Source organism: Streptomyces sp. NPDC048002 (assembly GCF_040653275.1).
In the GTDB taxonomy this organism is placed as follows: domain Bacteria; phylum Actinomycetota; class Actinomycetes; order Streptomycetales; family Streptomycetaceae; genus Streptomyces.
Genome location: NZ_JBEZNL010000017.1, coordinates 107,628 through 133,297, shown reverse-complemented (window position 1 = coordinate 133,297; position 25,670 = coordinate 107,628). Strand labels below are relative to the sequence as shown.

23 protein-coding genes are annotated in these 25,670 nt (G+C 69.4%); 18 read left to right on the top strand and 5 right to left on the bottom strand.

From position 1 onward, the window contains the following. The first annotated feature begins 52 nt into the window (after window positions 1-52). The 4 genes from AB0E07_RS21895 (at window position 53) to mutM (ending at window position 2,656) form a co-directional block, all read left to right on the top strand. The gene (locus AB0E07_RS21895; protein ID WP_362254498.1) at window positions 53-703 is read left to right on the top strand and encodes a YceD family protein; all 651 of its coding nucleotides are present in this window, start codon (window positions 53-55) and stop codon (window positions 701-703) included. 2 nt (window positions 704-705) lie between these two features. After that, window positions 706-879, top strand: a complete 174-nt coding sequence (gene rpmF, locus AB0E07_RS21890; protein ID WP_006139588.1) for a 50S ribosomal protein L32 — start codon at window positions 706-708, stop codon at window positions 877-879. Between the two features lie 19 nt (window positions 880-898). Beyond that, window positions 899-1,693 carry a ribonuclease III gene (gene rnc / locus AB0E07_RS21885; protein WP_362254495.1) on the top strand — a complete coding sequence of 265 codons (795 nt, stop codon included), beginning with the start codon at window positions 899-901 and terminating at the stop codon, window positions 1,691-1,693. A 78-nt stretch (window positions 1,694-1,771) separates the two neighbouring features. Continuing rightward, window positions 1,772-2,656 carry a bifunctional DNA-formamidopyrimidine glycosylase/DNA-(apurinic or apyrimidinic site) lyase gene (mutM, locus tag AB0E07_RS21880; protein ID WP_362254492.1) on the top strand — a complete coding sequence of 295 codons (885 nt, stop codon included), beginning with the start codon at window positions 1,772-1,774 and terminating at the stop codon, window positions 2,654-2,656. Here the strand turns inward: mutM and AB0E07_RS21875 are convergent. Next, on the bottom strand, window positions 2,629-3,030 hold the full coding sequence (locus tag AB0E07_RS21875; protein WP_362254489.1) for a helix-turn-helix domain-containing protein: 402 nt from the start codon (window positions 3,028-3,030) through the stop codon (window positions 2,629-2,631). The two genes, mutM and AB0E07_RS21875, sit on opposite strands and share 28 nt — an antisense overlap. Window positions 3,031-4,163: 1,133 nt before the next feature. Between AB0E07_RS21875 and AB0E07_RS21870 the strand changes: the two genes are divergently transcribed. After that, window positions 4,164-4,742 (top strand): hypothetical protein, encoded by a 579-nt coding sequence (locus tag AB0E07_RS21870; protein WP_362254486.1) that lies wholly within the window; start codon window positions 4,164-4,166, stop codon window positions 4,740-4,742. 877 nt (window positions 4,743-5,619) lie between these two features. Next, complete coding sequence (locus AB0E07_RS21865) at window positions 5,620-6,837, top strand: helix-turn-helix transcriptional regulator (protein ID WP_362254483.1); 1,218 nt, start codon at window positions 5,620-5,622, stop codon at window positions 6,835-6,837. Window positions 6,838-6,959: 122 nt separating this feature from the next. On the opposite strand, the gene AB0E07_RS21860 is transcribed toward AB0E07_RS21865, so the two are convergent. Beyond that, the gene (locus AB0E07_RS21860; protein ID WP_362254481.1) at window positions 6,960-7,319 is read right to left on the bottom strand and encodes a winged helix-turn-helix domain-containing protein; all 360 of its coding nucleotides are present in this window, start codon (window positions 7,317-7,319) and stop codon (window positions 6,960-6,962) included. A gap of 178 nt (window positions 7,320-7,497) precedes the next feature. On the opposite strand from AB0E07_RS21860, the gene AB0E07_RS21855 reads away from it, so the two are divergent. From AB0E07_RS21855 to AB0E07_RS21840, 4 genes are read left to right on the top strand one after another with little or no spacing between them, the layout of a single operon-like run. Next, a complete protein-coding gene (locus AB0E07_RS21855; protein WP_362254478.1) occupies window positions 7,498-8,016 on the top strand; it encodes a hypothetical protein in 519 nt (172 codons plus the stop codon). A 26-nt stretch (window positions 8,017-8,042) separates the two neighbouring features. Then, window positions 8,043-9,440 carry a replication initiator protein RepSA gene (repSA, locus tag AB0E07_RS21850; protein WP_362254587.1) on the top strand — a complete coding sequence of 466 codons (1,398 nt, stop codon included), beginning with the start codon at window positions 8,043-8,045 and terminating at the stop codon, window positions 9,438-9,440. After that, on the top strand, window positions 9,437-9,631 hold the full coding sequence (locus AB0E07_RS21845; RefSeq protein ID WP_362254475.1) for a helix-turn-helix domain-containing protein: 195 nt from the start codon (window positions 9,437-9,439) through the stop codon (window positions 9,629-9,631). The genes repSA and AB0E07_RS21845 overlap by 4 nt, the downstream gene beginning before the upstream one ends. Beyond that, the gene (locus tag AB0E07_RS21840; protein WP_362254473.1) at window positions 9,631-10,872 is read left to right on the top strand and encodes a site-specific integrase; all 1,242 of its coding nucleotides are present in this window, start codon (window positions 9,631-9,633) and stop codon (window positions 10,870-10,872) included. Before AB0E07_RS21845 ends, AB0E07_RS21840 begins: the two co-directional genes overlap by 1 nt. Window positions 10,873-10,892: 20 nt before the next feature. Here AB0E07_RS21840 and AB0E07_RS21835 read toward each other — a convergent pair whose 3' ends face one another. Beyond that, the gene (locus AB0E07_RS21835; RefSeq protein WP_362254470.1) at window positions 10,893-12,029 is read right to left on the bottom strand and encodes a CAP domain-containing protein; all 1,137 of its coding nucleotides are present in this window, start codon (window positions 12,027-12,029) and stop codon (window positions 10,893-10,895) included. Between the two features lie 160 nt (window positions 12,030-12,189). On the opposite strand from AB0E07_RS21835, the gene AB0E07_RS21830 reads away from it, so the two are divergent. From AB0E07_RS21830 to AB0E07_RS21815, 4 genes are all read left to right on the top strand, one after another. Beyond that, complete coding sequence (locus AB0E07_RS21830) at window positions 12,190-12,471, top strand: acylphosphatase (protein ID WP_362254467.1); 282 nt, start codon at window positions 12,190-12,192, stop codon at window positions 12,469-12,471. A 378-nt stretch (window positions 12,472-12,849) separates the two neighbouring features. Then, on the top strand, window positions 12,850-13,053 hold the full coding sequence (locus AB0E07_RS21825) for a hypothetical protein (RefSeq protein ID WP_362254464.1): 204 nt from the start codon (window positions 12,850-12,852) through the stop codon (window positions 13,051-13,053). A 228-nt stretch (window positions 13,054-13,281) separates the two neighbouring features. Continuing rightward, on the top strand, window positions 13,282-16,914 hold the full coding sequence (gene smc / locus AB0E07_RS21820; protein ID WP_362254461.1) for a chromosome segregation protein SMC: 3,633 nt from the start codon (window positions 13,282-13,284) through the stop codon (window positions 16,912-16,914). Window positions 16,915-17,137: 223 nt separating this feature from the next. Then, entirely contained in the window at window positions 17,138-18,553 is a 1,416-nt protein-coding gene (locus tag AB0E07_RS21815) for a sugar porter family MFS transporter (protein ID WP_362254458.1), read from the top strand. Window positions 18,554-18,646: 93 nt separating this feature from the next. On the opposite strand, the gene AB0E07_RS21810 is transcribed toward AB0E07_RS21815, so the two are convergent. Next, window positions 18,647-19,615, bottom strand: coding sequence for an LLM class flavin-dependent oxidoreductase (locus AB0E07_RS21810; RefSeq protein WP_362254456.1), 969 nt, complete (start codon window positions 19,613-19,615; stop codon window positions 18,647-18,649). A 172-nt stretch (window positions 19,616-19,787) separates the two neighbouring features. Between AB0E07_RS21810 and ftsY the strand changes: the two genes are divergently transcribed. After that, on the top strand, window positions 19,788-20,999 hold the full coding sequence (gene ftsY / locus AB0E07_RS21805; protein WP_362254454.1) for a signal recognition particle-docking protein FtsY: 1,212 nt from the start codon (window positions 19,788-19,790) through the stop codon (window positions 20,997-20,999). A 131-nt stretch (window positions 21,000-21,130) separates the two neighbouring features. Here ftsY and AB0E07_RS21800 read toward each other — a convergent pair whose 3' ends face one another. After that, on the bottom strand, window positions 21,131-21,787 hold the full coding sequence (locus AB0E07_RS21800) for a bifunctional DNA primase/polymerase (protein ID WP_362254452.1): 657 nt from the start codon (window positions 21,785-21,787) through the stop codon (window positions 21,131-21,133). Window positions 21,788-22,244: 457 nt separating this feature from the next. Here AB0E07_RS21800 and AB0E07_RS21795 point away from each other — a divergent pair, with 457 nt between their 5' ends. The 3 genes from AB0E07_RS21795 (at window position 22,245) to AB0E07_RS21785 (ending at window position 25,668) form a co-directional block, all read left to right on the top strand. Continuing rightward, the gene (locus AB0E07_RS21795) at window positions 22,245-23,726 is read left to right on the top strand and encodes a hypothetical protein (RefSeq protein ID WP_362254449.1); all 1,482 of its coding nucleotides are present in this window, start codon (window positions 22,245-22,247) and stop codon (window positions 23,724-23,726) included. A 326-nt stretch (window positions 23,727-24,052) separates the two neighbouring features. Next, a complete protein-coding gene (locus tag AB0E07_RS21790; protein ID WP_362254446.1) occupies window positions 24,053-25,333 on the top strand; it encodes an ammonium transporter in 1,281 nt (426 codons plus the stop codon). Beyond that, window positions 25,330-25,668: a P-II family nitrogen regulator gene (locus AB0E07_RS21785; protein ID WP_003997576.1), complete on the top strand. Its 339-nt coding sequence runs from the start codon at window positions 25,330-25,332 to the stop codon at window positions 25,666-25,668. The genes AB0E07_RS21790 and AB0E07_RS21785 overlap by 4 nt, the downstream gene beginning before the upstream one ends. Window positions 25,669-25,670 lie beyond the last annotated feature (2 nt).

Genomic DNA, 25,670 nt, shown 5'->3' with positions numbered 1-25,670 from the left:
CCCGGGGACACCGGGGGCAGCGTCCCCCTGAGCTTGGAAGATCGAAACAGGAATGGTTCTGAACGCCCGCCTCGACCACCGCAACCCTCTCGTGTTCGACACACACGAGCTGGGTCGGCGTCCTGGCGCGCTCCAGCGCCTGACCCGCACGATCGACGCGCCCAAGGACCTCGGTCTGAAGGACGTCATCGGAGTGCCGGAAGGCGCCCCGGTCGAGCTCGAACTCCGACTTGAGTCGGTCATGGAAGGGGTGCTTGTCACAGGCACCGCCCGTGCACTGGCCGAGGGGGAGTGCGTAAGGTGTCTGGAGCCGCTTCGGCACGAGCTCGAAGCGGACTTCCAGGAGATGTTCTCGTACCCCGACGCCGACGAGCGGGGCCGCGTGAAAGCGGAACCCGACGACGACGCCGAGGAAGACGAGGACAGGCTCCATCTCGAGGACGGCCTGTTCGACCTCGAACCCGTGCTGCGCGACGCGGTGGTGCTCGCACTGCCGATGCAGCCGGTGTGCCAGGAAGACTGCCCTGGTCTGTGCGCCGAGTGCGGCGCGCGCCTCGCGGACGACCCGGACCACCACCATGACGCCGTCGACATCCGTTGGGCGGCACTGCAGGGACTCGCCGGTTCACTCGGAGACGGCGAGAAGGACGAGATGAGCGGCGCCGAAGCGGAAGCGGGCGTCGACGAGAAGCAGGAGAAGTAGCCGTGGCTGTTCCGAAGCGGAAGATGTCGCGCAGCAACACGCGCCACCGCCGGTCGCAGTGGAAGGCTGCGGTCCCCACCCTGGTTGCGTGCGAGCGCTGCCACGAGCCCAAGCTGCAGCACATCGCGTGCCCGGCTTGCGGCACCTACAACAAGCGCCAGGTCCTCGAGGTCTGAGCGGCTGGTGAGAGGCACTGTGTCCACGCCGAAGAAAAACTCTGCGGAGACCACGGCCTCGTCCCACACGCTGTTGGAAGGGCGGCTCGGGTACAAGCTCGAGTCCGCCCTTCTGGTGCGTGCGCTGACTCACCGCTCGTACGCGTACGAGAACGGCGGTCTGCCGACGAACGAGCGTCTGGAGTTCCTCGGGGACTCCGTGCTCGGTCTCGTCGTCACCGACACGCTGTACCGGACCCACCCCGACCTGCCCGAAGGCCAACTGGCCAAGTTGCGGGCCGCGGTGGTCAACTCGCGTGCACTGGCGGAGGTCGGACGCGGCCTCGACCTGGGTTCCTTCATCCGGCTCGGCCGAGGTGAAGAGGGCACGGGCGGCCGGGACAAGGCATCCATCCTCGCCGACACCCTGGAAGCGGTGATCGGCGCGGTCTATCTCGACCAGGGCCTGGACTCTGCGGCGGAGCTGGTGCACCGCCTGTTCGATCCCCTGATCGAGAAGTCCTCGAACCTCGGTGCCGGCCTGGACTGGAAGACCAGTCTCCAGGAGCTCACCGCGACCGAGGGGCTCGGTGTTCCCGAGTACCTGGTCACGGAGACCGGCCCCGACCACGAGAAGACCTTCACTGCTGCCGCCCGCGTCGGAGGCGTCTCGTACGGCACCGGCACCGGCCGCAGCAAGAAGGAGGCGGAGCAGCAAGCCGCCGAGTCCGCCTGGCGGTCCATCCGGGCCGCGGCGGACGAGCGCGCCGCGAAGGCTGCCGCGGAGGCGGGGACCGCCGCCGCGGACGCCGACGAGGCGTCCGCCTCCGCCTGACCGAACCCCGAGCGCCCGCCCCCGTACCCTTGGGGCGGGCGCTCGGTTCATACACCGGCCCGTACGGGGGATCGATCCATGCCCGAGTTGCCCGAGGTGGAGGTCGTCCGGCGCGGACTGGAGCGCTGGGTCGCGCACCGCACCGTCGCCGAGGTCGAGGTCCTGCATCCGCGCGCGGTGCGTCGGCACCTCGCGGGCGCCGACGACTTCACCCACCGGCTCAAGGGGCACCGCTTCGGGGTGCCGAGCCGCCGCGGCAAGTACCTGTGGCTGCCGCTGGAGGACACCGGCCAGTCCGTCCTGGCGCACCTCGGCATGAGCGGCCAACTCCTGGTCCAGCCGCACGATTCACCCGACGAGAAGCATCTGCGCATCCGGGTGCGGTTCGCCGACATGCAGGCATCAGCCGCCGCCGCGGCGGGCGGCACCGAACTCCGCTTCGTCGACCAACGCACCTTCGGCGGAATGTCGTTGCACGACACCACCCCGGACGGACTGCCCGACGTCATCGCGCACATCGCCCGCGATCCGCTCGACCCGCTCTTCGACGACGAGGCGTTCCACCAGGCGCTGCGCCGCAAGCGCACCACGATCAAACGGGCCCTGCTCGACCAGTCGTTGATCAGCGGCGTCGGCAACATCTACGCGGACGAGGCCCTTTGGCGCTCCCGCCTGCACTACGACCGGCCCACGGCGAACCTCACCCGCCCGCGCACCGCCGAACTCCTCGGCCATGTACGGGACGTGATGAACGCGGCCCTCGCCGTCGGCGGCACCAGTTTCGACAGCCTCTACGTCAACGTCAACGGAGAGTCCGGCTACTTCGACCGGTCCCTGGACGCGTACGGCCGCGAGGGCCTGCCCTGCAAGCGGTGCGGTACGCCGATGCGCCGACGGCCCTGGATGAACCGGTCGAGCTACTTCTGCCCCCAGTGTCAGCGCGTGCCGCGGATCGCGTCGTAGCGGTCGCGCGCGCTCAGGACGCCGTCCATCTCGCCCTCCACGAAGTGGATCAGGGCGAGCAGCCGCTCGGCGACACCGCGTCCCAGCGGGGTCAGCTCGTAGTCCACGCGGGGCGGGTTGGTCGGCTGGGCCTCACGGTCGACCAGTCCGTCCCGCTCCAGCGCGTGCAGGGTCTGGGAGAGCATCTTCTCGCTCACCCCGTCGACCCGCCGGCGCAGCTCGTTGAAGCGCAGCGGGCCCTCGTGCAGCGCGCCCAGGGTGAGCGCACCCCACCGTCCCGTGACGTGCTCCAGCGTGCCCCGCGAGGGACACGCCCTGGCGAACACGTTGTACGGCAACTCCTGCTCCGCCGTGCGCTCCTGTGTGCGGTCCATACTCGAAGCGTACGCGAGCACAGCGCTGCCCGTCAGGTTGCGCTAACCGCCGGTCAGCGCAACCCGCGCGGGCTCAGTAGCCGAAGAAGTGAAGTGGCGAGGTTGAGACCTGCACGCTCTAGATGGCCGTGGCTGTGACGTGCGTTTTGACCTGTCAACCACTGTCAATGTCGGTCGTTGTCGAGCAGCCGTATACGGCCCCATGGCGGCCCAAGAGGGTGGCGAAGGAGTCCTAGGTGAGGCTAGGCGGCGCTGCACGTAGCCAAGGTCACGATTCGTTCAGGCGAATCGTGTGGTCTCGGTCGGCTGGATGCCTCAGACTCTAGATAGCGAAGGCGAGTAGATCCGTCACCTGAGTAAATTTTCAGCAAAGACCGCACGGGCGACGTGAACCATCAGTACGCTCCGTGAACGTAGTTCAGCTTGCGACGGAGCGTACTGATGGTTCACGTCGCCCGTCTCGCGAATATCACTCAGCGTGACTACTTTGGGTTGGATACCCGGGCTCTACAAGGGGGTATGCGCACATCACGGGATCGGAGCCATCATGGCAGACTGGAGGTGTGAGCATGTCAGAGAGTTCCGACCGTCAGGTCTACACCCTCAGTGTGCGGTGGCCCCGTGAGCAGCCGAAACCTCAAGTGGCAAACCAGTTCGCTATATCCCTAGGCGTGCCGACGAGCGCAGGCCCTGATGCTGTGTATCTGATGGTGGGTCATGTGGACCCGCCGTTCTTGGTTGGGTCACCTGAGGATGTGGCGGAGCAGGCGGCCGGGATCACCTCGGTTCCTGTTGACGTTCTGGGTCGCTATGTCTTTACTCGTAGTAGGCTGCAGGAGCTCATTAAGCTCTTGCAAGGTGCCGATAAGGCGTTCGATCAGGCGACAGGGGGCGATCCAGATGCAAGTGCAGCCAGGTAGCTACCAGAGTCGAGAGTCGCAGGTCAGCGTCGTCACTGTGAGTACCCAGACTAGTGCTGAAGCCTTCCCCTGGCTGACCAGTGGAGATGTTTCCTCTAGTCCGCGGCGGTACCGGGACCGTGTCAATGCTCCTTTGGGTCCGGCGACGGTGCTGGCCCTGCGGGACCGTCTACGTTCCGGAGACGTCCCACGGCGGAAGGTGCGTAAGAGGGCTTGATCGATCTTTCGTGGCGTGCGGCTACGAAAGCGGACAAGACGCTCCTGCAAGGGTTTACCTGCACCGAACCCGCTCGTCGGCTTCGGAACGGTCGCCCAGCGCCCCACCATCGCGAGTGGGAGCTTGAGGTTCAAACCTGGTTCCGCTCCGGAGACGCTCTCGCTGACGCCAATGAAGACGCAGCGTACGGTGGTCGCCTTCTGCTTGGGTTTGTGGAAGGCGACCTTGCTGTTTGTACCTCTCACGCACGACTAAGGAACCCCGGCGTTGAGACGCCGCTGCGCAAGCATCTGGGCTTCGAGGGGCCGATCCGAGTCCTCAAAGCTGTTGGTATTGCCCGTGTCCACCGCGGAGCAGGAGGGCTCTTGGCTGATCAAGCCCTCGATGACGTGTTGGCGGACATGTTGGACCAGGAATCGAGCCGGGAGACTCTCGTCCTTGGGCGTGTCGACAGTCGGAACAAACCCAGCGAGCGTTTCGTCGCCAGAAACGGGTTCGAGTTGCTTGACGACCTGCCGGCCGCGGGCCAACTGAGAAACTGGTTCATGATCATTGAAGCTGAGCTCGATGACTGAGTGGCGCAACAGAGTCGAGCCGCCGCGATTGGCAATAGGTCGGTGGAGCGGCTTTGGGCTGGAGCTGCTTTGGGGCGAGTGATCTTGGCCCCGTAAGCTTCCGGCGCGTCGGGCAGTCTGTTGACCTGCCCGTTAAAGCACGACGTTGGGGCCAAGATCTTAGAGGCTCGCCCCAAAGTGGCTGCCTAAAGCCGTGGAGCCGACCGCCCCAGCCGAAGCGGGTTTCCCCCTGCTCAAGGCTGCGTCCGCGGCTCGGCCGGCGGCGTGGTGCTGGCGTCGCGGGCCGTACGGGCTCCTGCGCATCTGGCAGCGTCGGACCGCATGTCGCCGCCACCACGATCCGGCCTCTTTCGGTGGCACAAAGCGTCATTGATCTGCGCTGTTGGGGATCAGCGTTCGTTCCCCGTGCCCGTGTTGGATTGTGGCCGCTGCGTGCGGCGACGGGCGGGCGGCGACGTGCGCCGGTGGCGGAGACAGTGAGGCGGCGCGGCGGCGACCGACCGGCGCCGCCGCGCTTGGCGCGGCCCTCGGGTGATCCGATCTACTGGGTGTAGGCAACCGGGTGGAAAGGGGTGCGGCGTGGCCCCTGGAACGGGGGCGTTGGATTCTGGCCGTGGTTGGGTCTTCCCCTTCCAGAGGCCGGATCGTGGTGGCGGTGGCGTGTGGGCCAGAGCGGCCGGTGATGCGCCTGGGGGCGTGTACGGGCTGGTGAGCCAAGCGCATCAGCCGCCGGACCGGCGAGCGCAGCGAGGCTTGATGAGGTAGAGAAACCCGTAACTCAGGCTTGGGGCATGGGCGTTCGGGCGGGCGCTGTCACTTTTACTGACAGCCCGACAGCTTGGCGTGGGTACCGTCGTAGTGTCGAAGGGAACCCATGATGACGGCAGAGCTGACCACTGGGCAGCGCGTGGCAAGAGCACGGCGACGTATCGGATGGGATCAGGCGCAACTGGCTGCTGCTGTCGACCGCTCCGTCAGCTGGGTCTCGAAGATCGAAACAGGGCGCCTGCCGCTCGACCGCATGAGCGTCCTGGGGCAACTGTCCGAAGTCCTCGGCATAGAAGTCACCGAACTGACAGGCCAGCCCTACCGTCACGACTCGGCGGAACTCGACTCGGGCCACGCCTCTATCCCGGGACTTCGCCTCGCCCTTCAACAAGCAACCATGCCGGGAGGAGCTGCGCTGATCGCGTCGGCTACCCTCCCTACCCTCCCCGACCTGACTCTTCGTGTAGAGGCAGCTGAGAAGTTGCGCCAAGACGCCAAGTTCACAGCCCTCGGTGACGTGCTTCCCGAGATCCTTCGGGACCTGGTCGTACTCTGCGATGCGGCTGGTGACGACGACGTTCTCCAGGCCGAAGGACTCATGCTTCGGGCGAGTCACATGGCTCGGGTCTCCTCCAACCTCCTGGGTCATCATGACCTCGGTTGGAGTGCGGTGCAGCGAGAGCTGGTCGCGGCTGAGCGGGCCGAGTCGCCGATCCTGAGGGCTGCTGCTCGTTGGGACCTGTGCGGGGTCTGGCTGCATGAGGGGGAGCTGGGTGCCGCACGGGACATGGCTCGAAAGGCGCTGGATGACCTCGAACCGCACTTGCCTGCCGGGGGTGAGACCGTTCGGGCCCTCTGGGGGGCCATGCACTTGCGTGCGGCCGTCGCCTGGTCCCGGCTCTGGGATCAATCGGAAGCCGAAGCCCACTTGACCGAGGCTCGCCGCATCGCGGCCGGCGTCTCCGAAGGTGGCAACGTCTTCCAGACCCAGTTCAACGCGGTCAACACGGAGATTCACTCTGTCGAAGTCAGCATGGAACTGGGCCGCCCGCGTGACGTACTTTCCCGGGCCGAACTGGTGGCGGTCGAGCGCATCGCGTCGGGGGAGAGGCAATCCCACTTCTGGGTCTGCTCGGCTGTCGGGCAGATGATGAACGGTAAGGCTGAGGGCGCGGCTGAGGCCATCCTCAAGGCGGATCGGATCGCTCCGCAGCATGTAAGGAACAGGCCCATCGCCCGGAACCTCGTTGAGGATCTGCGATCAACGGGTCGCTACTCGAACGCGGCAGAGATTAGGCGGCTCGCCGCCAGCATGAAGCTGGGTTGATCACTATCAGGGGGAAACGGCAGTGAGGGTCGAGGACAGGGCACGGTTATTAGTCGAGCTGCACGAGATCCGTAGGAGGTTGCAGGAAGCCGCCCAACGAGTCGACCGGCTCGCGGCCTCGGTCAAGGACGATCGCGGACCTGCTTTTCGAGACGATCGAGCCGCGAGTTGATCAGGTCTAGCGCTGCCTTGATATGACTCAGTTCCTCGGCCATGCCGCCGCTCTCGTCCGGCAGGTCTGACACGGCTGGGTCGCTGGCGACGAAGGTTCCGCGCCCCTGCTGACTCACGATGAGCTGTTCGCCCCTCAGGATGTCCAGAGCATGCCGGATGGTCATGGCTGCTACGCCGTACCGCTCGGCCATCTTGGCGTTGCCATCCAGGCGTTGGCCGGCCTTGAGGGTCCCGGTGGCGATCTTTCGTCGGATGTCGTCGGCCACCTGCTCGTAGGCGCTGCGCGGGTCGTCCTGGCTAACAGTCACTTCCCCAGGTTACCTAAGTGACCTAAAGAAATCTGCCCCAAGGTCTTGCGCATCCACTTCAGGTAACTAATCTAGGTAACACAAGAGAAGTTAGATGAGTTGATTCGAGCCGGGGGCGGCGCTCCTACCGCCAAGCAGTTTCGCCGCCCCCTTCGTCCCCGTGAAGGGAACCTCCATCATGCCTGCAACCTTGGTTGCCGAGAACGTCGCGCCGTTATCGTCCTCCGTGACGGTGGAAGAGCTGTCCAACAGTGAGCGGGCCGTGGCGTTGTACGCCTCGGACATGCCGGACGGCTATCACCACCAGGGCGGAGGAAACGACCGACTCATCGCCTGGATCGCGCAGGGCGTCACCCGCATGGGTCTGGACGAACTTCACCGTACCGCCGCTCTCGCTTCAGGCTTCCGTCGCTGCCGTCAGGCGAAGCGGGTCACGGCCGAGCAGAAGCGGGCTCACGCCGGGCGCTTCCCCAACCCGAAGCGCGACCGGCGCACAGGCGAGCTGGCATCGCTCCTCACGCTGTCGGTTCCCATGAGCGATGCGGCCCGGGATCGGGGTTTGCAGCACCTGCTGGACAGCCCGTGCCCCGAGTGCGGCGACACCCGCCAGGTGTGGGCGTCGTGGGCCGTGGACGTGGACGCGGACTGGTACGAGGAGGGCTACGGCCCGTGCTTCGTCTGCGGGGGTGCTGCGTGACGGTGTTCCCCGTCGCCCCTGAGGCCGTGGCTGGTGCTGCGGCCTCTCTGGGCACCGACCCCTTGACCCTGGCCGATCTGCTGCGGGTGGCGAACTCGTCGGGCTTCGACCGCTGGCAGGAGCAGGTCCGCCGCACGGGCGGCTGTTCCCATCCGATCCGGCTGACCGGGCAGACCGTGACGCGTGACCGCGCCACCGGGGATGTCCTGTACTCGTACAGCACCGCGCAGGAGCCGGGTGGCATGCTGCGGGTCGCGTGCGGCAACCGGCGGGCCTCGCGTTGTGCGGCCTGTGCCTGGACCTACGCCGGGGACACCTACCACCTGATCCGGGCCGGGATCACCGGGGATGCGGCCAAGGGTGTGTCCTCGGATGTGCGGGATCACCCCCGCGTCTTCGCCACCCTGACCGCGCCGTCGTTCGGGCCCGTGCACAACCGGCCCGAGTCCGGCCGCTGCCGCTGCGGTGCCCAGCATGCCGACGATGATCCGGCGCTCGGTACGGCGCTCGCCCCGGACCGGTACGACTACGCGGGTGCGGTGCTGTTCAACAACTTCGCCGGGGACCTGTGGCGCCGGTTCACGATCTACCTGCGCCGGGAGATCGCCGCCCGCGCCGGGCTGACGCAGGCGGAGCTGAAGGAGGTGTGCCGGGTCTCGTTCGGCAAGGTCGCCGAGTTCCAGAAGCGGGGCGCCGTGCACTTCCACGCCGTGGTGCGCCTCGACGGCCCGGACGGCCCGGACGCCTCCCCGCCCGTGTGGGCCACGACCGTGCTCCTGGACGATGCGATCCGGGCGGCTGCCGGTCGGGTGTCCGTGCCGGTCCCGGCTGCCGGGGACTTCCCGGCCCGCACGCTGCGGTGGGGTTCCCAGGTCGACGTGCAGCCCATCGGCGCCCTCGGCCGTGAGGAACTGACGGAACAGGCGGTCGCCTCCTACGTCGCCAAGTACGCCACCAAAGCGGCCGAGACCACGGGGACCGTGGATCACCGGATCGGTGAGCTGTCCGAGCTGGACAGGCTGCCGCTGCCCGCGCACACCCGGCGCCTGATCGAAGCCTGCTGGGACCTCGACGACGCCTACCCGGACCGGCTGCTCGCCCGGTGGGCTCACATGCTCGGCTTCCGCGGGCACTTCTCCACCAAGTCCCGCCGCTACTCGACGACGTTGGGCGCCCTGCGCCAGGTCCGCGCCGACTACCGGGCACGGCAGGAACGCCGCGAACGCGGGCTCTGCGAGGACCTCGACGACTCGGAGGGCTCCACGCTGGTCCTCGCGCACTGGGCCTACGCCGGACAGGGCCACACGCCGGGGGAGTCCTGGCTCGCTGCCAGCATCGCCCGGGACCTGCACCTGAACCGCGAGACAGCACGCGAAGCACTCGCAGACCTGCACGACATGGACGACATGGAGGTGTGGGCATGAGGCGCTCGCTGCCCGATCGCTACCTGACCCCGGTCGACCTGGCCGATCTCCTCGGAGTCCCGGTCGAGACCGTCTACCAGTGGCGCCGCAAGCAGACCGGACCGCGCGGCTTCCGTGTTGGCCGGCACCTCCGCTTCGACCCCGAAGACGTCCGCGTCTGGGTCGAGTCCCAGATGGAAAGGGCCGCCTGATGGCCGGACACATCCAAGACCGCTGGTACAAGGTCGAGAGCGGAGTCGACGGCAAGACCGGCAAGGTCAAGACCGACCGCTTCGGCGTTGGCCTGCGCTACCGGGCCCGGTACGTCGGTCCCGACGGCACCGAGAAGTCCAAGAGTTTCCCGGACAAGCAGAAGCGCAGGGCGGAACAGTGGTTGGCCAACATCGAGGCGGACATGTCGCGCGGCGACTACGTCAGTCCGGACGCGGGCAAGGTCACCTTCGGGCAGTACGCCACCGAGTGGATGACCACGCAGATCACGGACCCCTCGACGCGAGAGTCCGTCGAGAGTCGGCTACGGCTCCATGCGATTCCGTACCTGGGCACCCGGCCCATGGCGTCGTTCACACCGTCGCATCTCCGCCTGTGGCTCCGGACGTTGGAAGACCGTGGGCTCTCGGCGGGGTATCGACGCGGGATCTTCGCGCATGTCTCGACCGTCTTCACGGCCGCTGTTGAGGACCGGGTCATCCGTGAGAACCCGTGCAGAGCGCGGTCCGTTCGGGCGCCTCGGCTGGAGCCTCGCAAGGTCAAGCCCTGGTCCGCGGAACGCGTCATGGCCGTTCGCGCCGCGCTGCCGGATCCCTATCAGGCTCTCGTGAGTGTGGCTGCCGGGCTCGGCCTGCGGCAGGGGGAAGCCTTCGGCCTGGCCGTCGAAGACGTGGACTTCCTGGGCGGTGTCGTGCACGTCGTGCGACAGGTCAAGTTGCTCCAACGCCACCGGCCGGTGTTCGCTCCGCCCAAGAGTGGCAAGGAGCGTGACGTTCCCTTGCCTGAGTCCGTCGCCTTCGCGCTCGCCGCGCACCTGAAGTGCCACCCGGCAACGGAGATCACCCTGCCGTGGAAGACCGTCGACGGCCCGCCGGTCACGGCGTCCCTGCTCTTCACGGGTTCCGCCGGCCTGGCCCTGGACCGCAACCGGTTCAACGATCGCGTCTGGCGTCCGGCTCTACGGGCGGCGGACGTCGAGACAGGGCGGGACAACGGCATGCACGCGCTGAGGCACTTCTACGCGTCGGTGCTCCTGGACGCGGGGGAGAGCATCAAGGCGTTGAGCGAGTACCTGGGCCACCATGACCCCGGCTTCACGCTCCGTACGTACACGCACCTGATGCCGTCGAGTGAGACCCGGACCAGGGCCGCCGTAGATCGCGTCTTTCAGGACGCCGAATCTACGGATGACGGCCCCGAGACGGCCCAGAAGGGTTCCTAGGTCTCTGACCTGCGGTTATCTCAGTAGCCGAAGTTCTGCGTCCACCAAGGGCCGCCGGTGCCGAACTGGACGCCGACGCCCAGCGTCTTGAAGTCGCAGTTCAGGATGTTGGCGCGGTGACCGGGGCTGTTCATCCAGGCGTCCATCACCGCGGCCGCGTCGGCCTGGCCCCGGGCGATGTTCTCGCCGCCGAGGTTGGTGATGCCGGCCGCGGCGGCACGGTCCCAGGGGCTCTGGCCGTCGGGGTCGGTGTGGTCGAAGAAGTCCCGGTCGGCCATGTCCTGGCTGAAGGCGGCGGCCAGATCGGCGAGCGCGCTGTTGGCGGCGACCGCGCTGCACCCGACCTTCGCCCGCTCCTCGTTGACCAGCTTGAGGACCTGGGCCGCGGCGGCGGCCTCCTCCGAGAGGGTGACCGGGGCGCTCGGCGCCTCGGGCTCCTTCGTCGCGGTCTTCGAGGGGGTGCTCTCCGGCTTCTTGCTCGGGGTGGTGGGGGTCGCCTTCGGCTTCTTCGACGGCTCCTTGGTCGGCGTCGCCGAGGCGGTCGACTCCTTGGCCGACGGCGTCGGCGAGGCGGCCCGCTCCTGGTCCCGGCTGGCCGGCGCGCTCTCCTCGCGGGCCTCCGCGCTGCCGGAGGTGCCGCCCTGCTCGCTCGGCGAGCTGGTCGGGGAGTCGGCGGACTGCACCTTGTCGCTGCTGCCGCCGCCGAGGGTGTAGTTGTCACCGCCGGGCAGCACGCCCGTGGCGACCGCTACGGTGCCGATGGCGACGGCCGCGGAGACCCCGAGGAGACCGGTGCGGACCGGGGTGACGGCCTTCTTCTTCTTGCGTCGGCGGGAACCGCCGCGCGACGGGCCGTCGCCGGGGGCGAGGCCGTCGCGCGCGAAGACGGCGGTCTCCGTCACGCGGGCGTAGTCCTCGGCGTAGCCGTCGTCGCGGCCGTCGCCGGGCGCGAAGAGGTACGCCTCGGTCGTCGCGTAGGCGCCGGCGTAGTCGTCCTGGTGGAGATAGGGGGCGATGCCCACCGTCTCGCCGGACCGCGTGTCCGGGTACGAGTCCAGCGGGTCCTGGTCCCAGCCTGCGGAACCGTCTGTCTGACTGACCCCCGTGGCGCGGCCCGTGGCGGCGCGGCCGGCGGCGGAGCGTCGGTGGCGTCCCATGTCCTGGCCTTCCTCGTCCGTTCGGTCGACGCGTCCTGTGCGATCAACCCAACTCACCTGATCGAGTGAGTTTCATATGAGATTCATTGGGTGGGGACGGTACCCCATGGCGCTGGGTGAGGAAGTGCCCAGTGGGACATTGGGCGGTTAGGTTTCAGTCATGAGCGAGGATGTGCGACTGGTTGCCTGGGTGCGTGGACGCGTCCAAGGTGTGGGTTTTCGCTGGTTCACGCGTGCCAAGGCACTCGAGATCGGCAGCCTGAGTGGTTTTGCTCTCAATTTGGACGACGGACGGGTCCAGGTGGTCGCCGAGGGGCCGCGCACGGGGTGCGAGGGACTGCTCGACTGGCTCCGGGGAGCCGACACGCCCGGACGCGTGGACGGAGTCACCGAGATCTGGGACACACCGCGCGGGGGATACGACGGCTTCGCCATCCGGTGATCACGGGCTGCCGCCCCGTCCCGCGGAAGCGGAGGATCCTGCCGCCGGCACCTGCCCCGAAGGGAAAGGAGCAGGTGGTTGCCGAGAAAGGCTTGCGTCGGCACGCTCCGCACGCAAGGATGATCGCCACGCCCTCAGGGCCCCGCAGGAGTCGCAGCGCCGCCGATCCGGCCGCGCGCCCCCGGGCCGCCCGCCAATACGGGGCGTGATCGTGTTGACCGTCAAACTTTTTGGTGAGACGCTGAAAGCCCCGCGCACCTTAGCTGTTTGGCATGTAAGAACGGCAGCAAGAACTCAAGAGTGCCAAGCACCGTGGGTGCGAATCCCTCACGACCCACACCGCTTCGGTCGGTCACTCAGTGTGGAGGACCATCCATCATGGCAAAGGCGCTTCTCGGTTACGTCGGCGGCTCCGACCCGCGACTCCTCGCCGAGATGCGACGGCTCCAGCAGCGCGTACAGGACCTGGAATCCGAGCTCGTACGGATCCAGGCGGAGAACGACGCGCTGACGGCTGCCGCTTCTCACGACAGTCTCATGGAGAGCATCGACGCACACCAGGCGGAGCCTGCGTTCACCTGATCGCTGCACTGCTCCACGACAGCACACGCACCGGTTGGGCAGCCCGTTTCAACCGCTAAGTTGTCAGAAGTTGCAAGGGACGCTTCGGCGTCCCTTCTTTCTTTCGCTTCTTCACTTTCCCCCGCCCCGCCCTCCCAGACTCTTTAACGTCTGATGTGCCCTGCACGTTCAGGGGTGAAACCGCGGGTTCATGGAGTGAGACATCGCCGGAAGGTAGAGTCCGGCGGCGTGCACCTCAAGGCCCTGACCCTCCGCGGCTTCAAGTCGTTCGCCTCCGCGACCACACTCCGGTTCGAGCCGGGCATCACCTGTGTCGTCGGACCGAACGGCTCGGGCAAGTCCAATGTCGTGGACGCGCTCAGCTGGGTCATGGGGGAGCAGGGCGCGAAGTCGCTGCGCGGCGGCAAGATGGAGGACGTCATCTTCGCCGGCACCACCGGGCGCCCGCCGCTCGGCCGTGCCGAGGTGTCGCTGACCATCGACAACTCCGACGGGGCGCTGCCCATCGAGTACGCCGAGGTCACCATCACGCGGATCATGTTCCGCAACGGCGGCAGCGAGTACCAGATCAACGGGGACACCTGCCGGCTCCTCGACATCCAGGAACTGCTCTCCGACTCCGGCATCGGCCGCGAGATGCACGTCATCGTCGGCCAGGGCCAGCTCGACTCCGTCCTGCACGCCGACCCCATGGGCCGCCGGGCGTTCATCGAGGAGGCCGCGGGCGTCCTCAAGCACCGCAAGCGCAAGGAGAAGGCGCTGCGCAAGCTGGACGCGATGCAGGCGAACCTCGCGCGCGTGCAGGACCTCACCGACGAGCTCCGCAGGCAGCTCAAGCCCCTCGGCCGCCAGGCGGCCGTCGCCCGCCGCGCCGCGGTCATCCAGGCCGACCTCCGAGACGCCCGCCTGCGCCTGCTCGCCGACGACCTCGTACGGCTGCGCCAGGCGCTCAAGGCCGAGGTCGCCGACGAGGCCGCGCTGAAGGAGCGCAAGGAAGCCGCCGAACTGGAGCTGAAGAAGGCGCTCCAGCGCGAGGCCCTCCTGGAGGAGGAGGTGCGCCGCCTCTCCCCGCGCCTCCAGCGCGCCCAGCAGACCTGGTACGAGCTGTCCCAGCTGGCCGAACGGGTTCGGGGCACCGTCTCCCTCGCCGACGCCCGGGTCAAGAGCGCCACCTCCGCGCCCCCCGAGGAACGGCGCGGCCGTGACCCCGAGGACATGGAGCGCGAGGCGGCCCGCATCCGTGAACAGGAGGCCGAGCTGGAGGCGGCCCTGGAGGCGGCCGAGCGCGCCCTGGACGACACCGTCGCCCACCGCGCCGACCTCGAACGCGAACTCGCTCTGGAGGAGCGGCGCCTGAAGGACGTGGCGCGGGCCATCGCGGACCGCCGTGAGGGCCTGGCCCGGCTCAACGGACAGGTGGGCGCCGCCCGTTCGCGCGCCGCCTCCGCCCAGGCCGAGATCGACCGGCTCGCCGCCGCCCGCGACGAGGCGCAGGAGCGGGCCGCCGCCGCCCAGGAGGAGTACGAGGCGCTCCAGGCCGAGGTCGACGGCCTCGACGCCGGTGACGTGGAGCTGGCCGAACGGCACGACGCGGCGAAGGCGGCCCTGGCCGAGGCGGAGAGCGCGGTCACCGCGACCCGGGAGGCCGCCACCACGGCCGAACGCAGCCGCGCCGCGACCCGGGCCCGCCACGAGGCCCTCGCCCTGGGACTGCGCCGCAAGGACGGCACGGGCGCGCTGCTGGGCGCCCGGGACCGGCTCGCCGGCCTGCTGGGACCCGCCGCCGAACTGCTCACGGTCGCTCCGGGCCGGGAGGTCGCGCTGGCGGCCGCCTTCGGCGCAGCGGCCGACGCGCTCGCGGTCACCTCGCCGTCGGCCGCGGCCGACGCGATCCGTCTGCTGCGCAAGGAGGACGGCGGACGGGCGTCCCTGCTGCTGGCCGGAGACGCGGCGGACACCGGCACGGCCGGACCGGACGAGCCCGCGGACACCGGCACGGCCGGACCGGACGAGCCCGCGGACACCGGCACGGCCGGACCGGACGGGCCCGCGGACGCCACCCGCCCCTACGCCGCCGACCTGGTCCGCGGCCCCGCCGAACTGATGCCCGCCGTCCGGCGTCTCCTGCGCGGCGTCGTCGTCGTGTCCACCCTGGAGGACGCCGAGGACCTGATCCGCGCGCACCCCCGTCTCACCGCGGTCACCGCCGAGGGCGACCTGCTCGGCGCCCACTTCGCGCACGGCGGCTCCGCGGGCACCCCGAGCCTGATCGAAGTGCAGGCGTCCGTCGACGAGGCCGCCGCCGAACTGGAGGAGCTGGCCGTCCGCTGCGAGGCACTCGGCGAGGCGCAGCGCGCCGCGGCCGAACGCCGTACGGAGTGCGCCGCGCTGGTCGAGGAGCTGGGCGACCGGCGCCGGGCCGCCGACCGGGAGAAGTCGGCCGTGGCCCAGCAGCTCGGCCGGCTCGCCGGGCAGGCGCGCGGCGCGGCCGGGGAGGCCGAGCGCGGTGTCGCCGCCGCGGCGCGCTCGCAGGAGGCGCTGGACCGGGCCCTGGAAGAGGTCGAGGTGCTCGCCGAGCGGCTCGCCGTCGCCGAGGAGATGCCGGTCGAGGAGGAGCCCGACACCTCCGTGCGGGACCGGCTCGCCGCCGACGGCGCCAACGCGCGGCAGACCGAGATGGAGGCCCGTCTCCAGGTCCGTACGCACGAGGAACGGGTCAAGGGGCTCGCCGGGCGGGCGGACTCGCTGGACCGGGCCGCCCGCGCCGAACGCGAGGCACGCGCGCGTGCCGAGCAGCGTCGGGCCCGGCTCCGGCACGAGGCCGCCGTCGCCGAGGCCGTCGCCCTCGGCGCGCGGCAGCTGCTGGCGCACGTGGAGGTGTCCCTGGGCCGCGCCGACGAGGAGCGGTCCGCCGCCGACGCCGCCAAGGCGCTGCGCGAGCGGGAGCTGACCGCCGCCCGGGGCGCCGGCCGCGATCTGAAGGCCGAACTCGACAAGCTGACCGACTCGGTGCACCGCGGTGAGGTGCTCGGCGCCGAGAAGCGGATGCGGATCGAACAGCTGGAGACCAAGGCGCTGGAGGAGCTGGGCGTGGAGCCCGCCGGGCTCGTCGAGGAGTACGGCCCCCACCAGCTCGTACCGCCGTCGCCGCCCGCCGAGGGCGAGGAGCTGCCGGAGGATCCCGAGCATCCGCGCAACCGGCCGAGGCCCTTCGCCCGCGCCGAGCAGGAGAAGCGGCTGAAGGCGGCCGAGCGGGCGTACCAGCAGCTCGGCAAGGTCAACCCGCTCGCCCTGGAGGAGTTCGCGGCGCTGGAGGAGCGCCACAAGTTCCTCAGCGAGCAGCTGGAGGACCTGAAGAAGACGCGGGCCGATCTGCTCCAGGTCGTCAAGGAGGTCGACGAGCGGGTCGAGCAGGTCTTCACCGAGGCGTACTGGGACACGGCACGCGAGTTCGAGGGTGTGTTCAGCCGGCTGTTCCCGGGCGGCGAGGGCCGGCTGGTGCTCACCGACCCCGACAACATGCTGACCACGGGCGTGGACGTCGAGGCGCGTCCGCCGGGCAAGAAGGTCAAGCGGCTGTCGCTGCTGTCGGGCGGGGAGCGCTCGCTGACGGCGGTCGCGATGCTGGTGTCGATCTTCAAGGCGCGGCCGAGCCCGTTCTACGTCATGGACGAGGTCGAGGCGGCCCTCGACGACACCAACCTCCAGCGGCTGATCCGCATCATGCAGGAGCTCCAGGAAGCCTCGCAGCTGATCGTGATCACCCACCAGAAGCGGACCATGGAGGTCGCCGACGCGCTGTACGGCGTCTCCATGCAGGGCGACGGTGTGTCGAAGGTCATCTCCCAGCGCCTTCGCTGACGCCGGGCACCTTTCCTTCACTATCCATTCAGTTCTTGAACGTAAGGCACCTTGCCCTGCCTCTTATCTCACACACCACGAACTATTGACTTCGAAACTTGAAGGCATAGGGTCTGCAACGTTGCTTTTACCTTCAGGTGGTGGCGGGCGCCTCGTCCGATGCCCCTGGAAGGGCTCACCCCCCACCCGGCGATGTTGCCGGTGGCCCGAGGAGTAGTACTACGTGACCAGCACAGCGCAGGCACCCCAGTCAGGAGCGAAGGCGTCGCACCCCGAACACCTCGGGCACGTCGTCTTCATCACCGCCGCGGCCGCCATGGGCGGTTTCCTGTTCGGCTACGACAGCTCCGTCATCAACGGGGCCAACGGCGGTATCCAGGACAGGTTCGACCTGAGCTCGGGAGCCACCGGCACGGTCGCCGCCTGCGCACTGCTCGGCAGCGCCGTCGGCGCCGCGATCGCCGGCCGCATCGCGGACCGCATCGGCCGCATCCGCGTCATGCAGATCGCCGCGGTGCTGTTCGCCGTGTCCGCCGTCGGCTCCGGCCTGCCGTTCGCGGCCTGGGACCTCGCCGCCTGGCGCGTCCTCGGCGGCATAGCCATCGGCATGGCCTCGGTCATCGGCCCCGCCTACATCGCCGAGGTCGCCCCGCCGGCCTACCGCGGCAGGCTCGCCTCGTTCCAGCAGGCCGCCATCGTCATCGGCATCGCCGTCTCCCAGCTCGTCAACTGGGCCATCCTCAACATGGCCGACGGCGAGGAGCGCGGCAAGATCGCGGGCCTGGAGTCCTGGCAGTGGATGCTGGGCGTGATGATCGTCCCGGCGCTCGTCTACGGCCTGCTCTCCTTCGCCATCCCCGAGTCCCCGCGCTACCTGATCAGCGCCGGACGCGTCGAGGACGCCAAGAAGGTGCTCGCCGACGTCGAGGGCGACATCGACCTCGACGCCCGGGTCGACGAGATCGACCGCGCCATGCGCAGCGACCACAAGTCGACCTTCCGGGACCTGCTGGGCGGCCGCTTCGGCCTGCTCCCGATCGTCTGGATCGGTATCGGCCTCTCCGTCTTCCAGCAGCTCGTCGGCATCAACGTCATCTTCTACTACTCGAACCTGCTGTGGCAGTCCGTGGGCGTCGACCCGTCGAGCTCCTTCTTCTACTCGTTCGAGACCTCGATCATCAACATCATCGGCACCGTGATCGCGATGATCTTCGTCGACCGCATCGGCCGCAAGCCGCTCGCGCTCATCGGTTCGGTCGGCATGGGCGTCTCCCTCGCGGTGGCGGCCTGGGCCTTCTCCTACCAGAACGGCAGCGACCCGCTGCCCACCGCGCAGGGTGCCGTGGCGCTGATCGCCGCCAACGCCTTCGTGCTCTTCTTCGCCCTGTCCTGGGGTGTCGTGGTCTGGGTCATGCTCGGCGAGGTCTTCCCGAACAAGATCCGAGCCGCCGCCCTCGGCGTGGCCGCCTCCGCCCAGTGGCTCGCCAACTGGGTCATCACGATCACCTTCCCGGACCTGTCGGACTGGAACCTGTCGCTCACCTACGTCATGTACGCGGTGTTCGCCTTCCTCTCCATCCCCTTCATCCTCAAGTTCGTGCCCGAGACCAAGGGCAAGAAGCTGGAGGAGATGGGCTGACCCGCACCGCGGAGCCCCGAAGCTCGGGGAGAAGGGCCAAGTCCCCGCTGCCCCTCTCCCCGTATGCGTAGGACGCGTACTGCCCCGGCTCGGTCAGGCGAGCCGGGGCAGTACGTCTTCGCACAGCAGCCGCAGACTGCGCCACCCCTCCTCCACCGGCATCCCCCCGCACAGCGGATGCAGCACCAGGCTCTCCGGCGGCCGGGCCGCGCACTCCTCGGGCGTCAGGACGCGGTAGACGCCCTCCGTGCGCAGCTCCGCCACCGTCGTGGCCGCCGACCGCACCGCCGAGCGGATGTCGGACGACTGCCAGGAGGCGTACGTCCGGGCCTCGTGCAGGAAGTGCCCGCCGTACTCCGCCCACGCCCGGTCCGGATCCTCGGCTATATGCAGCAGGGGTGTCTCGGCGGCCGGCATCATCGTCCAGCCCTCGGTGCCGTGCTCGGTGAGCTGCTCCTTGTAGTAAGCCTCCAGCTCCGGCAGATGGGCGCTGGGGAAGAGCGGCAGCCCCAGGCGGGCGGCCCGGCGCGCGGCCGCCCGGGAGGAGCCGCCCACCAGCAGCAGGGGGTGCGGCTCGGTGAAGGGGCGAGGGGTGACCCGTACCGTGCGGCCCCGGTACGCGAAGTCCTCGCCGGTCCATGCCTTCAGCAGGGTCTCCAACAGCTCGTCCTGGAGCCGTCCGCGCCGCTTCCAGTCCACCCCGCCGCGCGCGTACTCCTCGGGCCGGTACCCGATCCCGGCGACCGTGACCAGGCGGCCGCCGCTGATCAGGTCCAGTACGGCGATGTCCTCGGCCAGCCGCAACGGGTCGTGCAGCGGTCCGATGACCGCGGAGACCGTCACCGCGATCCGCCGGGTCGCGCCGAAGACCGCGCCCGCGAAGGCGAACGGCGACGGCAGCCAGTTGTTCGCGACGCCGTGGTGCTCCTCGGTCTGCACGGTCGTCACGCCGTGCTCGTCCGCGTAGGCGGCCATCTCCAGGGCCGTGCGGTAGCGCGCGCCGAGCGAGGCGGGGGTGGCGCCGGGCTCGACGAGGTTGAAACGGACGACCGTGACGGGCATGGCCGGCTCCCTTCGCCCGGTGGGCTGTGGAGGAGGACCGTAGCTGACGGGTCGTCAGATCGCCAGGGGTGCGGTGCCGGGGCGTGCGGCGCGCGGGCGGAGGGAGTCGGCGCGCCCCGCAGGGGACGCAAGAGGCGTCCGGCGATCGCCCATGACTGATACTGGATGCGTTATGGACATCGTCATCCTTGCTGTAGTCATCGCCGTGGTCGTGCTCGGTGCGCTCGGCGGGCTCGTCGTCGGCAGCCGGCGCAAGAAGCAGCTGCCCCCGCCGCCCCCCGCAGCGCCCGACATCACCGCCCCTCCGGCCGAGCCGCACGTCGGCGACGAGGCCGAGACTCCGCGCGACGAACCGCGCCGGACGATAGAGGAGGTGGACCTTCCCGACGGCTCGGCCCCGGCCGCCGTCGAGGAACCGCCCGTCGTGGAGGAGCTCCCGCCGGCCGGGATCGAGGTCCCGGAGCCCACCACGGGCCGCCTCGTCCGGCTCCGGGCCCGGCTCTCCCGCTCCCAGAACGCACTCGGCAAGGGCCTGCTCACGCTGCTCTCGCGCGAGCACCTGGACGACGACACCTGGGAGGAGATCGAGGACACGCTGCTCACCGCCGACGTCGGGGTGATGCCCACCCAGGAGCTGGTCGACAGCCTGCGCGAGCGCGTGAAGGTGCTCGGCACCCGGACCCCCCAGGAGCTGCGCGGACTGCTCCGCGAGGAGCTGCTCAAGCTGGTCGGCACGGACCTGGACCGGACCGTGCGCACCGAGCCGGAGGACCGCAAGCCCGGCATCGTGATGGTCGTCGGGGTCAACGGCACCGGCAAGACCACGACCACCGGCAAGCTCGCCCGGGTCCTGGTCGCCGACGGCAACACCGTCGTCCTCGGCGCCGCCGACACCTTCCGGGCCGCCGCCGCCGATCAGCTCCAGACCTGGGGCGAGCGGGTCGGCGCCCACACCGTGCGCGGTCCCGAGGCCGGCGACCCGGCCTCCGTCGCCTTCGACGCGGTGAAGGAGGGCAAGGAGCTGGGCTCCGACGTCGTCCTGATCGACACCGCGGGCCGGCTGCACACCAAGACCGGTCTGATGGACGAGCTCGGCAAGGTCAAGCGGGTCGTGGAGAAGCACGCGCCGCTCGACGAGGTGCTGCTCGTGCTGGACGCCACGACCGGGCAGAACGGTCTGGTCCAGGCCCGGGTGTTCGCCGAGGTCGTCGACATCACCGGCATCGTGCTGACCAAGCTGGACGGTACGGCGAAGGGCGGCATCGTGATCGCCGTGCAGCGCGAGCTGGGCGTGCCGGTCAAGCTGATCGGTCTGGGCGAGGGTCCGGACGACCTGGCGCCGTTCGAGCCGGAGGCGTTCGTGGACGCGCTGATCGGCGAGTAGGTCCCGCAGTCGCGAGGAAGCGCCCGCGCCGGAACGTTCCGGTGGCGGGCGCTTCGCTGTGTGCGGGGGTGTGTGGCGGTTGAGCGGGGCGTGCCGGGCGCGTGGGTTCCGGCCGGGCCCGAGGGTCCGGGCTACGCACGGGACCGGTGGGCCACGTAGGCCAGTGTGCCCAGGAGCAGACGGGCCGCCGGCGGCTTCGTCGCCGAGTCCAGCGCGGGGGAGCGCAGCCAGCGCACCGGGCCCAGGCCGCCGCGGTCGGACGGCGGGGCGGTGATGTGCGTACCGGGGCCGAGGCCGCGCAGGTCCAGGGAGGTCGGGTCGTCCCAGCCCATGCGGTAGAGCAGTTCGGGGAGGTAGGCCGCGGCGCCGGGAGCGACGAAGAAGTGGGCGCGGCCGTCGGGGGTGACGGAGACCGGGCCGAGGGGCAGGCCCATGCGCTCCAGCCGGGCCAGCGCGCGGCGCCCGGCCGGTTCGGCCACCTCGATGACGTCGAAGGCCCCGCCGACCGGCAGCATCACGGCGGCGCCGGGGTACTCCGCCCAGGCGCGGGAGACCTCGTCGAGCGTGGCCCCCGCCGGGACCCGCGGGGCGAAGTGCAAGGGGTGGGCGCCGGGTTCGCGGCAGTCCGCGCGGCCGCAGGAGCAGTCGCCGGCCGACGCACGCGCGCCCGGAACCACGTCCCAGCCCCACAGGCCGGTGAACTCGGCGACAGCGGTGCAGTCCGAGGACCGGCCGCGTCGGCGCGTGCCGGAACGGATCTCGCGGATGCCGGCGATCGTGAAGCCCATGCCCCCTCCAACGGGTCCGGCGCGCCGGTGGTTACGACGCGGATGCGGGTCGTGACGCTCTGTGTCCACCCTGTGTCTTCTCGCGCCCGGCTTCACGCACCCCGTGCGGCGCTCGGAGGCGCTCCGGGTCGTGCACCCGGCGACGCGCGCCCCTGAGTGCATCGCTCCGCCCACTGCCGGTCGTTCTCTGTCAAGTGAATCGTGCGGAGGCGACCGTGAGTTCATTCGAAGGGGTGGCGAATGGTGGCGTTTCCGGGATCGCCATGGCTGGACGGGTGATCGTAGGATTACTTTGAGTACACGAGTCCTGAGGGCACATGCACTTGTGGGTATGCCGGAGGCAACTCGGCTTTCCGTTCGAAGGGTGAGAACTCCGGGACGGGCGGCCGTATTTACCGGCATTCTGATAGGGCTTGGCGCACTCGGTGACAAGTGGTCCAAGGGATGGGGGCTTCCAGTGAGCGGCACCAGCGGAAGCGGCACGAACGCGACGAACGCTGACAAGCGCCCGAACGAGCTGCTCACGTCCTGGTTCGTGCGCAGCGGCTGGTCGAAGGGCGAACTCGCCCGCCAAGTCAACCGTCGGGCCCGCCAGTTGGGCGCCCACCACATCTCGACCGACACCTCCCGCGTGCGCCGCTGGCTGGACGGCGAGAATCCGCGCGAGCCGATCCCGCGCATCCTGTCCGAGCTGTTCTCCGAGCGCTTCGGCTGCGTCGTCTCCGTCGAGGACCTCGGCCTGCGCGCCGCGCGCCAGGCGCCGTCGGTCTCCGGGGTCGACCTGCCCTGGACGGGCCCGCAGACCGTGGCCCTGCTCAGCGAGTTCTCGCGCAGCGACCTGATGCTGGCGCGGCGCGGCTTTCTCGGGACCTCGCTGGCCCTGTCCGCGGGCCCGTCGCTCATCGAGCCGATGCAGCGCTGGCTCGTCCCCTCGCCCACCGCCCCGCGCACCGAACCCGAGCCTCCCGCCCAGGCCCGGCGCGGCCGGCTCTCGCGGCCCGAGCTGGAGCTGCTGGAGTCCACCACCGTGATGTTCCGGCAGTGGGACGCCCAGTGCGGCGGCGGCCTGCGCCGCAAGGCGGTCGTCGGCCAGCTGCACGAGGTCACCGACCTCCTCCAGGAGCCCCAACCCGACTCCACCACCCGCGTCCTGTTCAAGGTCGCCGCCGAACTCGCCGAACTGGCGGGCTGGATGTCCTACGACGTCGGCCTCCAGCCCACCGCGCAGAAGTACTTCGTACTCGCCCTGCACGCGGCCAAGGAAGCCGGTGACCGGCCGCTCGGCTCGTACATCCTCTCCAGCATGAGCCGCCAGATGATCCACCTCGGCAGGCCCGACGACGCCCTGGAACTGGTCCACCTCGCCCAGTACGGCAGCCGTGACTGCGCGAGCCCGCGCACCCAGTCGATGCTGTATGCGATGGAGGCCCGCGCCTACGCCAACATGGGCCAGCCCGGCAAGTGCAAGCGGGCGGTGCGGATGGCCGAGGACACCTTCGCCGAGGCCGACGAGTGGGACGAGCCGGATCCCGACTGGATCCGCTTCTTCTCCGAGGCCGAGCTGCACGGCGAGAACTCCCACTCCTACCGTGACCTCGCCTATGTCGCGGGCCGCAGTCCCGCCTACGCCTCGCTGGCGGAGCCGCTGATGGAGCGGGCCGTGGACCTCTTCGCCAAGGACTCCGAGCACCAGCGGTCCTACGCGCTCAACCTGATCGGCATGGCCACCGTGCACCTGCTGCGGCGCGAGCCGGAGCGGAGCGCGGGGTTCGCCACCGAGGCGATGCGGGTCGCCAAGAAGGTGCGCTCCGAGCGGGTCAACACCCGTATCCGCAAGACGGTCGACACGGCCGTACGCGATTTCGGTGATCTGCACGAGGTCGTCGATCTCACCGACCGGCTGGCGATCGAGCTGCCCGAGACCGCGGAGGCGGTCTGAGACCGCGTACCACCGCATGAGCCCCGGCCGCGGCCGGCCCTCCCGAACTGCCCGACTCGGCTCCCCCATGCCAGGTCATCGGAAGGCCGACCGCGGCCGGTCCATACCTTCGAAGAAGGTTGCGCCACGATAACGATCGACGTGGCGGGAATCCGGCAGTTCATCGACGCGTAACACCCGATGTGTCTTCGTCACGGCGGCGAAACAACGAGGGGCTTCCACCGAAACGGCGCTGCGCGAATCTCGTGGCGCATAACCGGCCCACCCCTCAATCCCGCTCAGGCTTCGCCCGCACGGGGCCGTACTCAGACGAGGAGATACCGGCATTGAACGGCACAGATACCGGATTCGTATTGATCAGTGCAGCGCTCGTCATGTTGATGACGCCTGGGCTGGCCCTGTTCTACGGCGGCATGGTGCGCTCGAAGAGCGTCCTCAACATGTTGATGATGTCCTTCATCTCGCTGGGCATCGTCAGCATCCTGTGGGTGCTGTACGGACACTCCCTCGCCTTCAGCGGTGACGTCGGCGGCTTCATCGGCAACCTCGACATGATCGGGCTGAAGGGCATCGACGCCGACAGCACGATGGAGAGCTTCACCGGCAACGACATCTCCGTCTTCGCCTTCTCGCTCTTCCAGATGCTCTTCGCAGTGATCACCGCGGCCCTGATGAGCGGTGCCCTCGCGGACCGCGTCAAGTTCAGCTCCTGGATGATCTTCATCGGCCTCTGGGTCACCGTGGTCTACTTCCCGGTCGCTCACTGGGTGTGGGGCGGTGGCTGGCTCGCCCAGCTCGACCCCGCCGTGATCGACTTCGCCGGCGGTACCGCGGTCCACATCAACGCCGGTATCGGCGCTCTCGCCGCCGTCCTCGTGGTGGGCAAGCGGGTCGGCTTCAGGAAGGACCCGATGCGGCCGCACAACCTGCCGCTGGTCCTGCTCGGCACGGCTCTGCTCTGGTTCGGCTGGTTCGGCTTCAACGCCGGTTCCGAGCTCGGCGTCGACGGCACCACCGCCCTGATGGCGATGAACACGCAGATCGCCACCGCCGCCGCGGTGCTCGGCTGGCTCATCTACGAGCGCATCCGCCACGGTGCCTTCACCACCCTGGGCGCCTGCTCCGGCGCGGTCGCCGGTCTGGTCGCCATCACGCCCTCCGGCGGCAGCGTCAACGCCTTCGGCGCCATGCTCATCGGTGTCGTCGCCGGTGCGGTCTGCTCCTGGGCCGTCAGCCTCAAGTACAAGCTGGGCTACGACGACTCCCTGGACGTCGTCGGTGTCCACCTGGTCGGCGGTGTCATCGGCACCCTGCTGGTCGGCTTCCTCGCCACCGGCGGTGTCGGCGGCGGAGACCAGTTCCTCTCGCAGGCCATCGGCGCCTTCTCCGTCATGGGTTACACCTTCGTGGTCACCCTGATCCTGGCGTTCCTGATCAAGAAGACCATCGGGTTCCGGGCCAGCGAGGACGACGAGGTCGGTGGCATCGACCAGGCCGCCCACGCCGAGACTGCATACGACTTCAGCAGCGCCTCCGGCTCGCACATCTCCTCCGCCACGCCCGCGCCGAGCGCCCCGGCCGGTGACAACAAGAAGGTGGACGCATGAAGCTCATCACCGCAGTCGTCAAGCCCCACCGGCTCGACGAGATCAAGGAAGCCCTCCAGGCCTTCGGGGTCCACGGCCTGACGGTCACCGAGGCGAGCGGCTACGGTCGTCAGCGGGGCCACACCGAGGTCTACCGCGGTGCCGAGTACACCGTCGACCTGGTCCCGAAGATCCGCATCGAGGTGCTGGCCGAGGACGACGACGCCGAGCAGCTGATCGACGTCATCGTCAAGGCGGCCCGCACGGGCAAGATCGGTGACGGCAAGGTCTGGTCGCTGCCGGTCGAGACGGCCGTACGGGTCCGCACCGGCGAGCGCGGGCCGGACGCGCTCTAATC

What these genes read in the sequence shown, in the direction of transcription:
- AB0E07_RS21895 (WP_362254498.1), top strand. Translation starts at nt 53, where the DNA reads ATGGTTCTGAACGCCCGCCTCGACCACCGCAACCCTCTCGTGTTCGAC.
- mutM (WP_362254492.1), top strand. Translation starts at nt 1,772, where the DNA reads ATGCCCGAGTTGCCCGAGGTGGAGGTCGTCCGGCGCGGACTGGAGCGC.
- AB0E07_RS21875 (WP_362254489.1), bottom strand. Translation starts at nt 3,030, where the DNA reads ATGGACCGCACACAGGAGCGCACGGCGGAGCAGGAGTTGCCGTACAAC.
- AB0E07_RS21865 (WP_362254483.1), top strand. Translation starts at nt 5,620, where the DNA reads ATGACGGCAGAGCTGACCACTGGGCAGCGCGTGGCAAGAGCACGGCGA.
- AB0E07_RS21855 (WP_362254478.1), top strand. Translation starts at nt 7,498, where the DNA reads ATGCCTGCAACCTTGGTTGCCGAGAACGTCGCGCCGTTATCGTCCTCC.
- AB0E07_RS21845 (WP_362254475.1), top strand. Translation starts at nt 9,437, where the DNA reads ATGAGGCGCTCGCTGCCCGATCGCTACCTGACCCCGGTCGACCTGGCC.
- AB0E07_RS21840 (WP_362254473.1), top strand. Translation starts at nt 9,631, where the DNA reads ATGGCCGGACACATCCAAGACCGCTGGTACAAGGTCGAGAGCGGAGTC.
- AB0E07_RS21835 (WP_362254470.1), bottom strand. Translation starts at nt 12,029, where the DNA reads ATGGGACGCCACCGACGCTCCGCCGCCGGCCGCGCCGCCACGGGCCGC.
- AB0E07_RS21830 (WP_362254467.1), top strand. Translation starts at nt 12,190, where the DNA reads ATGAGCGAGGATGTGCGACTGGTTGCCTGGGTGCGTGGACGCGTCCAA.
- AB0E07_RS21825 (WP_362254464.1), top strand. Translation starts at nt 12,850, where the DNA reads ATGGCAAAGGCGCTTCTCGGTTACGTCGGCGGCTCCGACCCGCGACTC.
- AB0E07_RS21810 (WP_362254456.1), bottom strand. Translation starts at nt 19,615, where the DNA reads ATGCCCGTCACGGTCGTCCGTTTCAACCTCGTCGAGCCCGGCGCCACC.
- ftsY (WP_362254454.1), top strand. Translation starts at nt 19,788, where the DNA reads ATGGACATCGTCATCCTTGCTGTAGTCATCGCCGTGGTCGTGCTCGGT.
- AB0E07_RS21800 (WP_362254452.1), bottom strand. Translation starts at nt 21,787, where the DNA reads ATGGGCTTCACGATCGCCGGCATCCGCGAGATCCGTTCCGGCACGCGC.
- AB0E07_RS21785 (WP_003997576.1), top strand. Translation starts at nt 25,330, where the DNA reads ATGAAGCTCATCACCGCAGTCGTCAAGCCCCACCGGCTCGACGAGATC.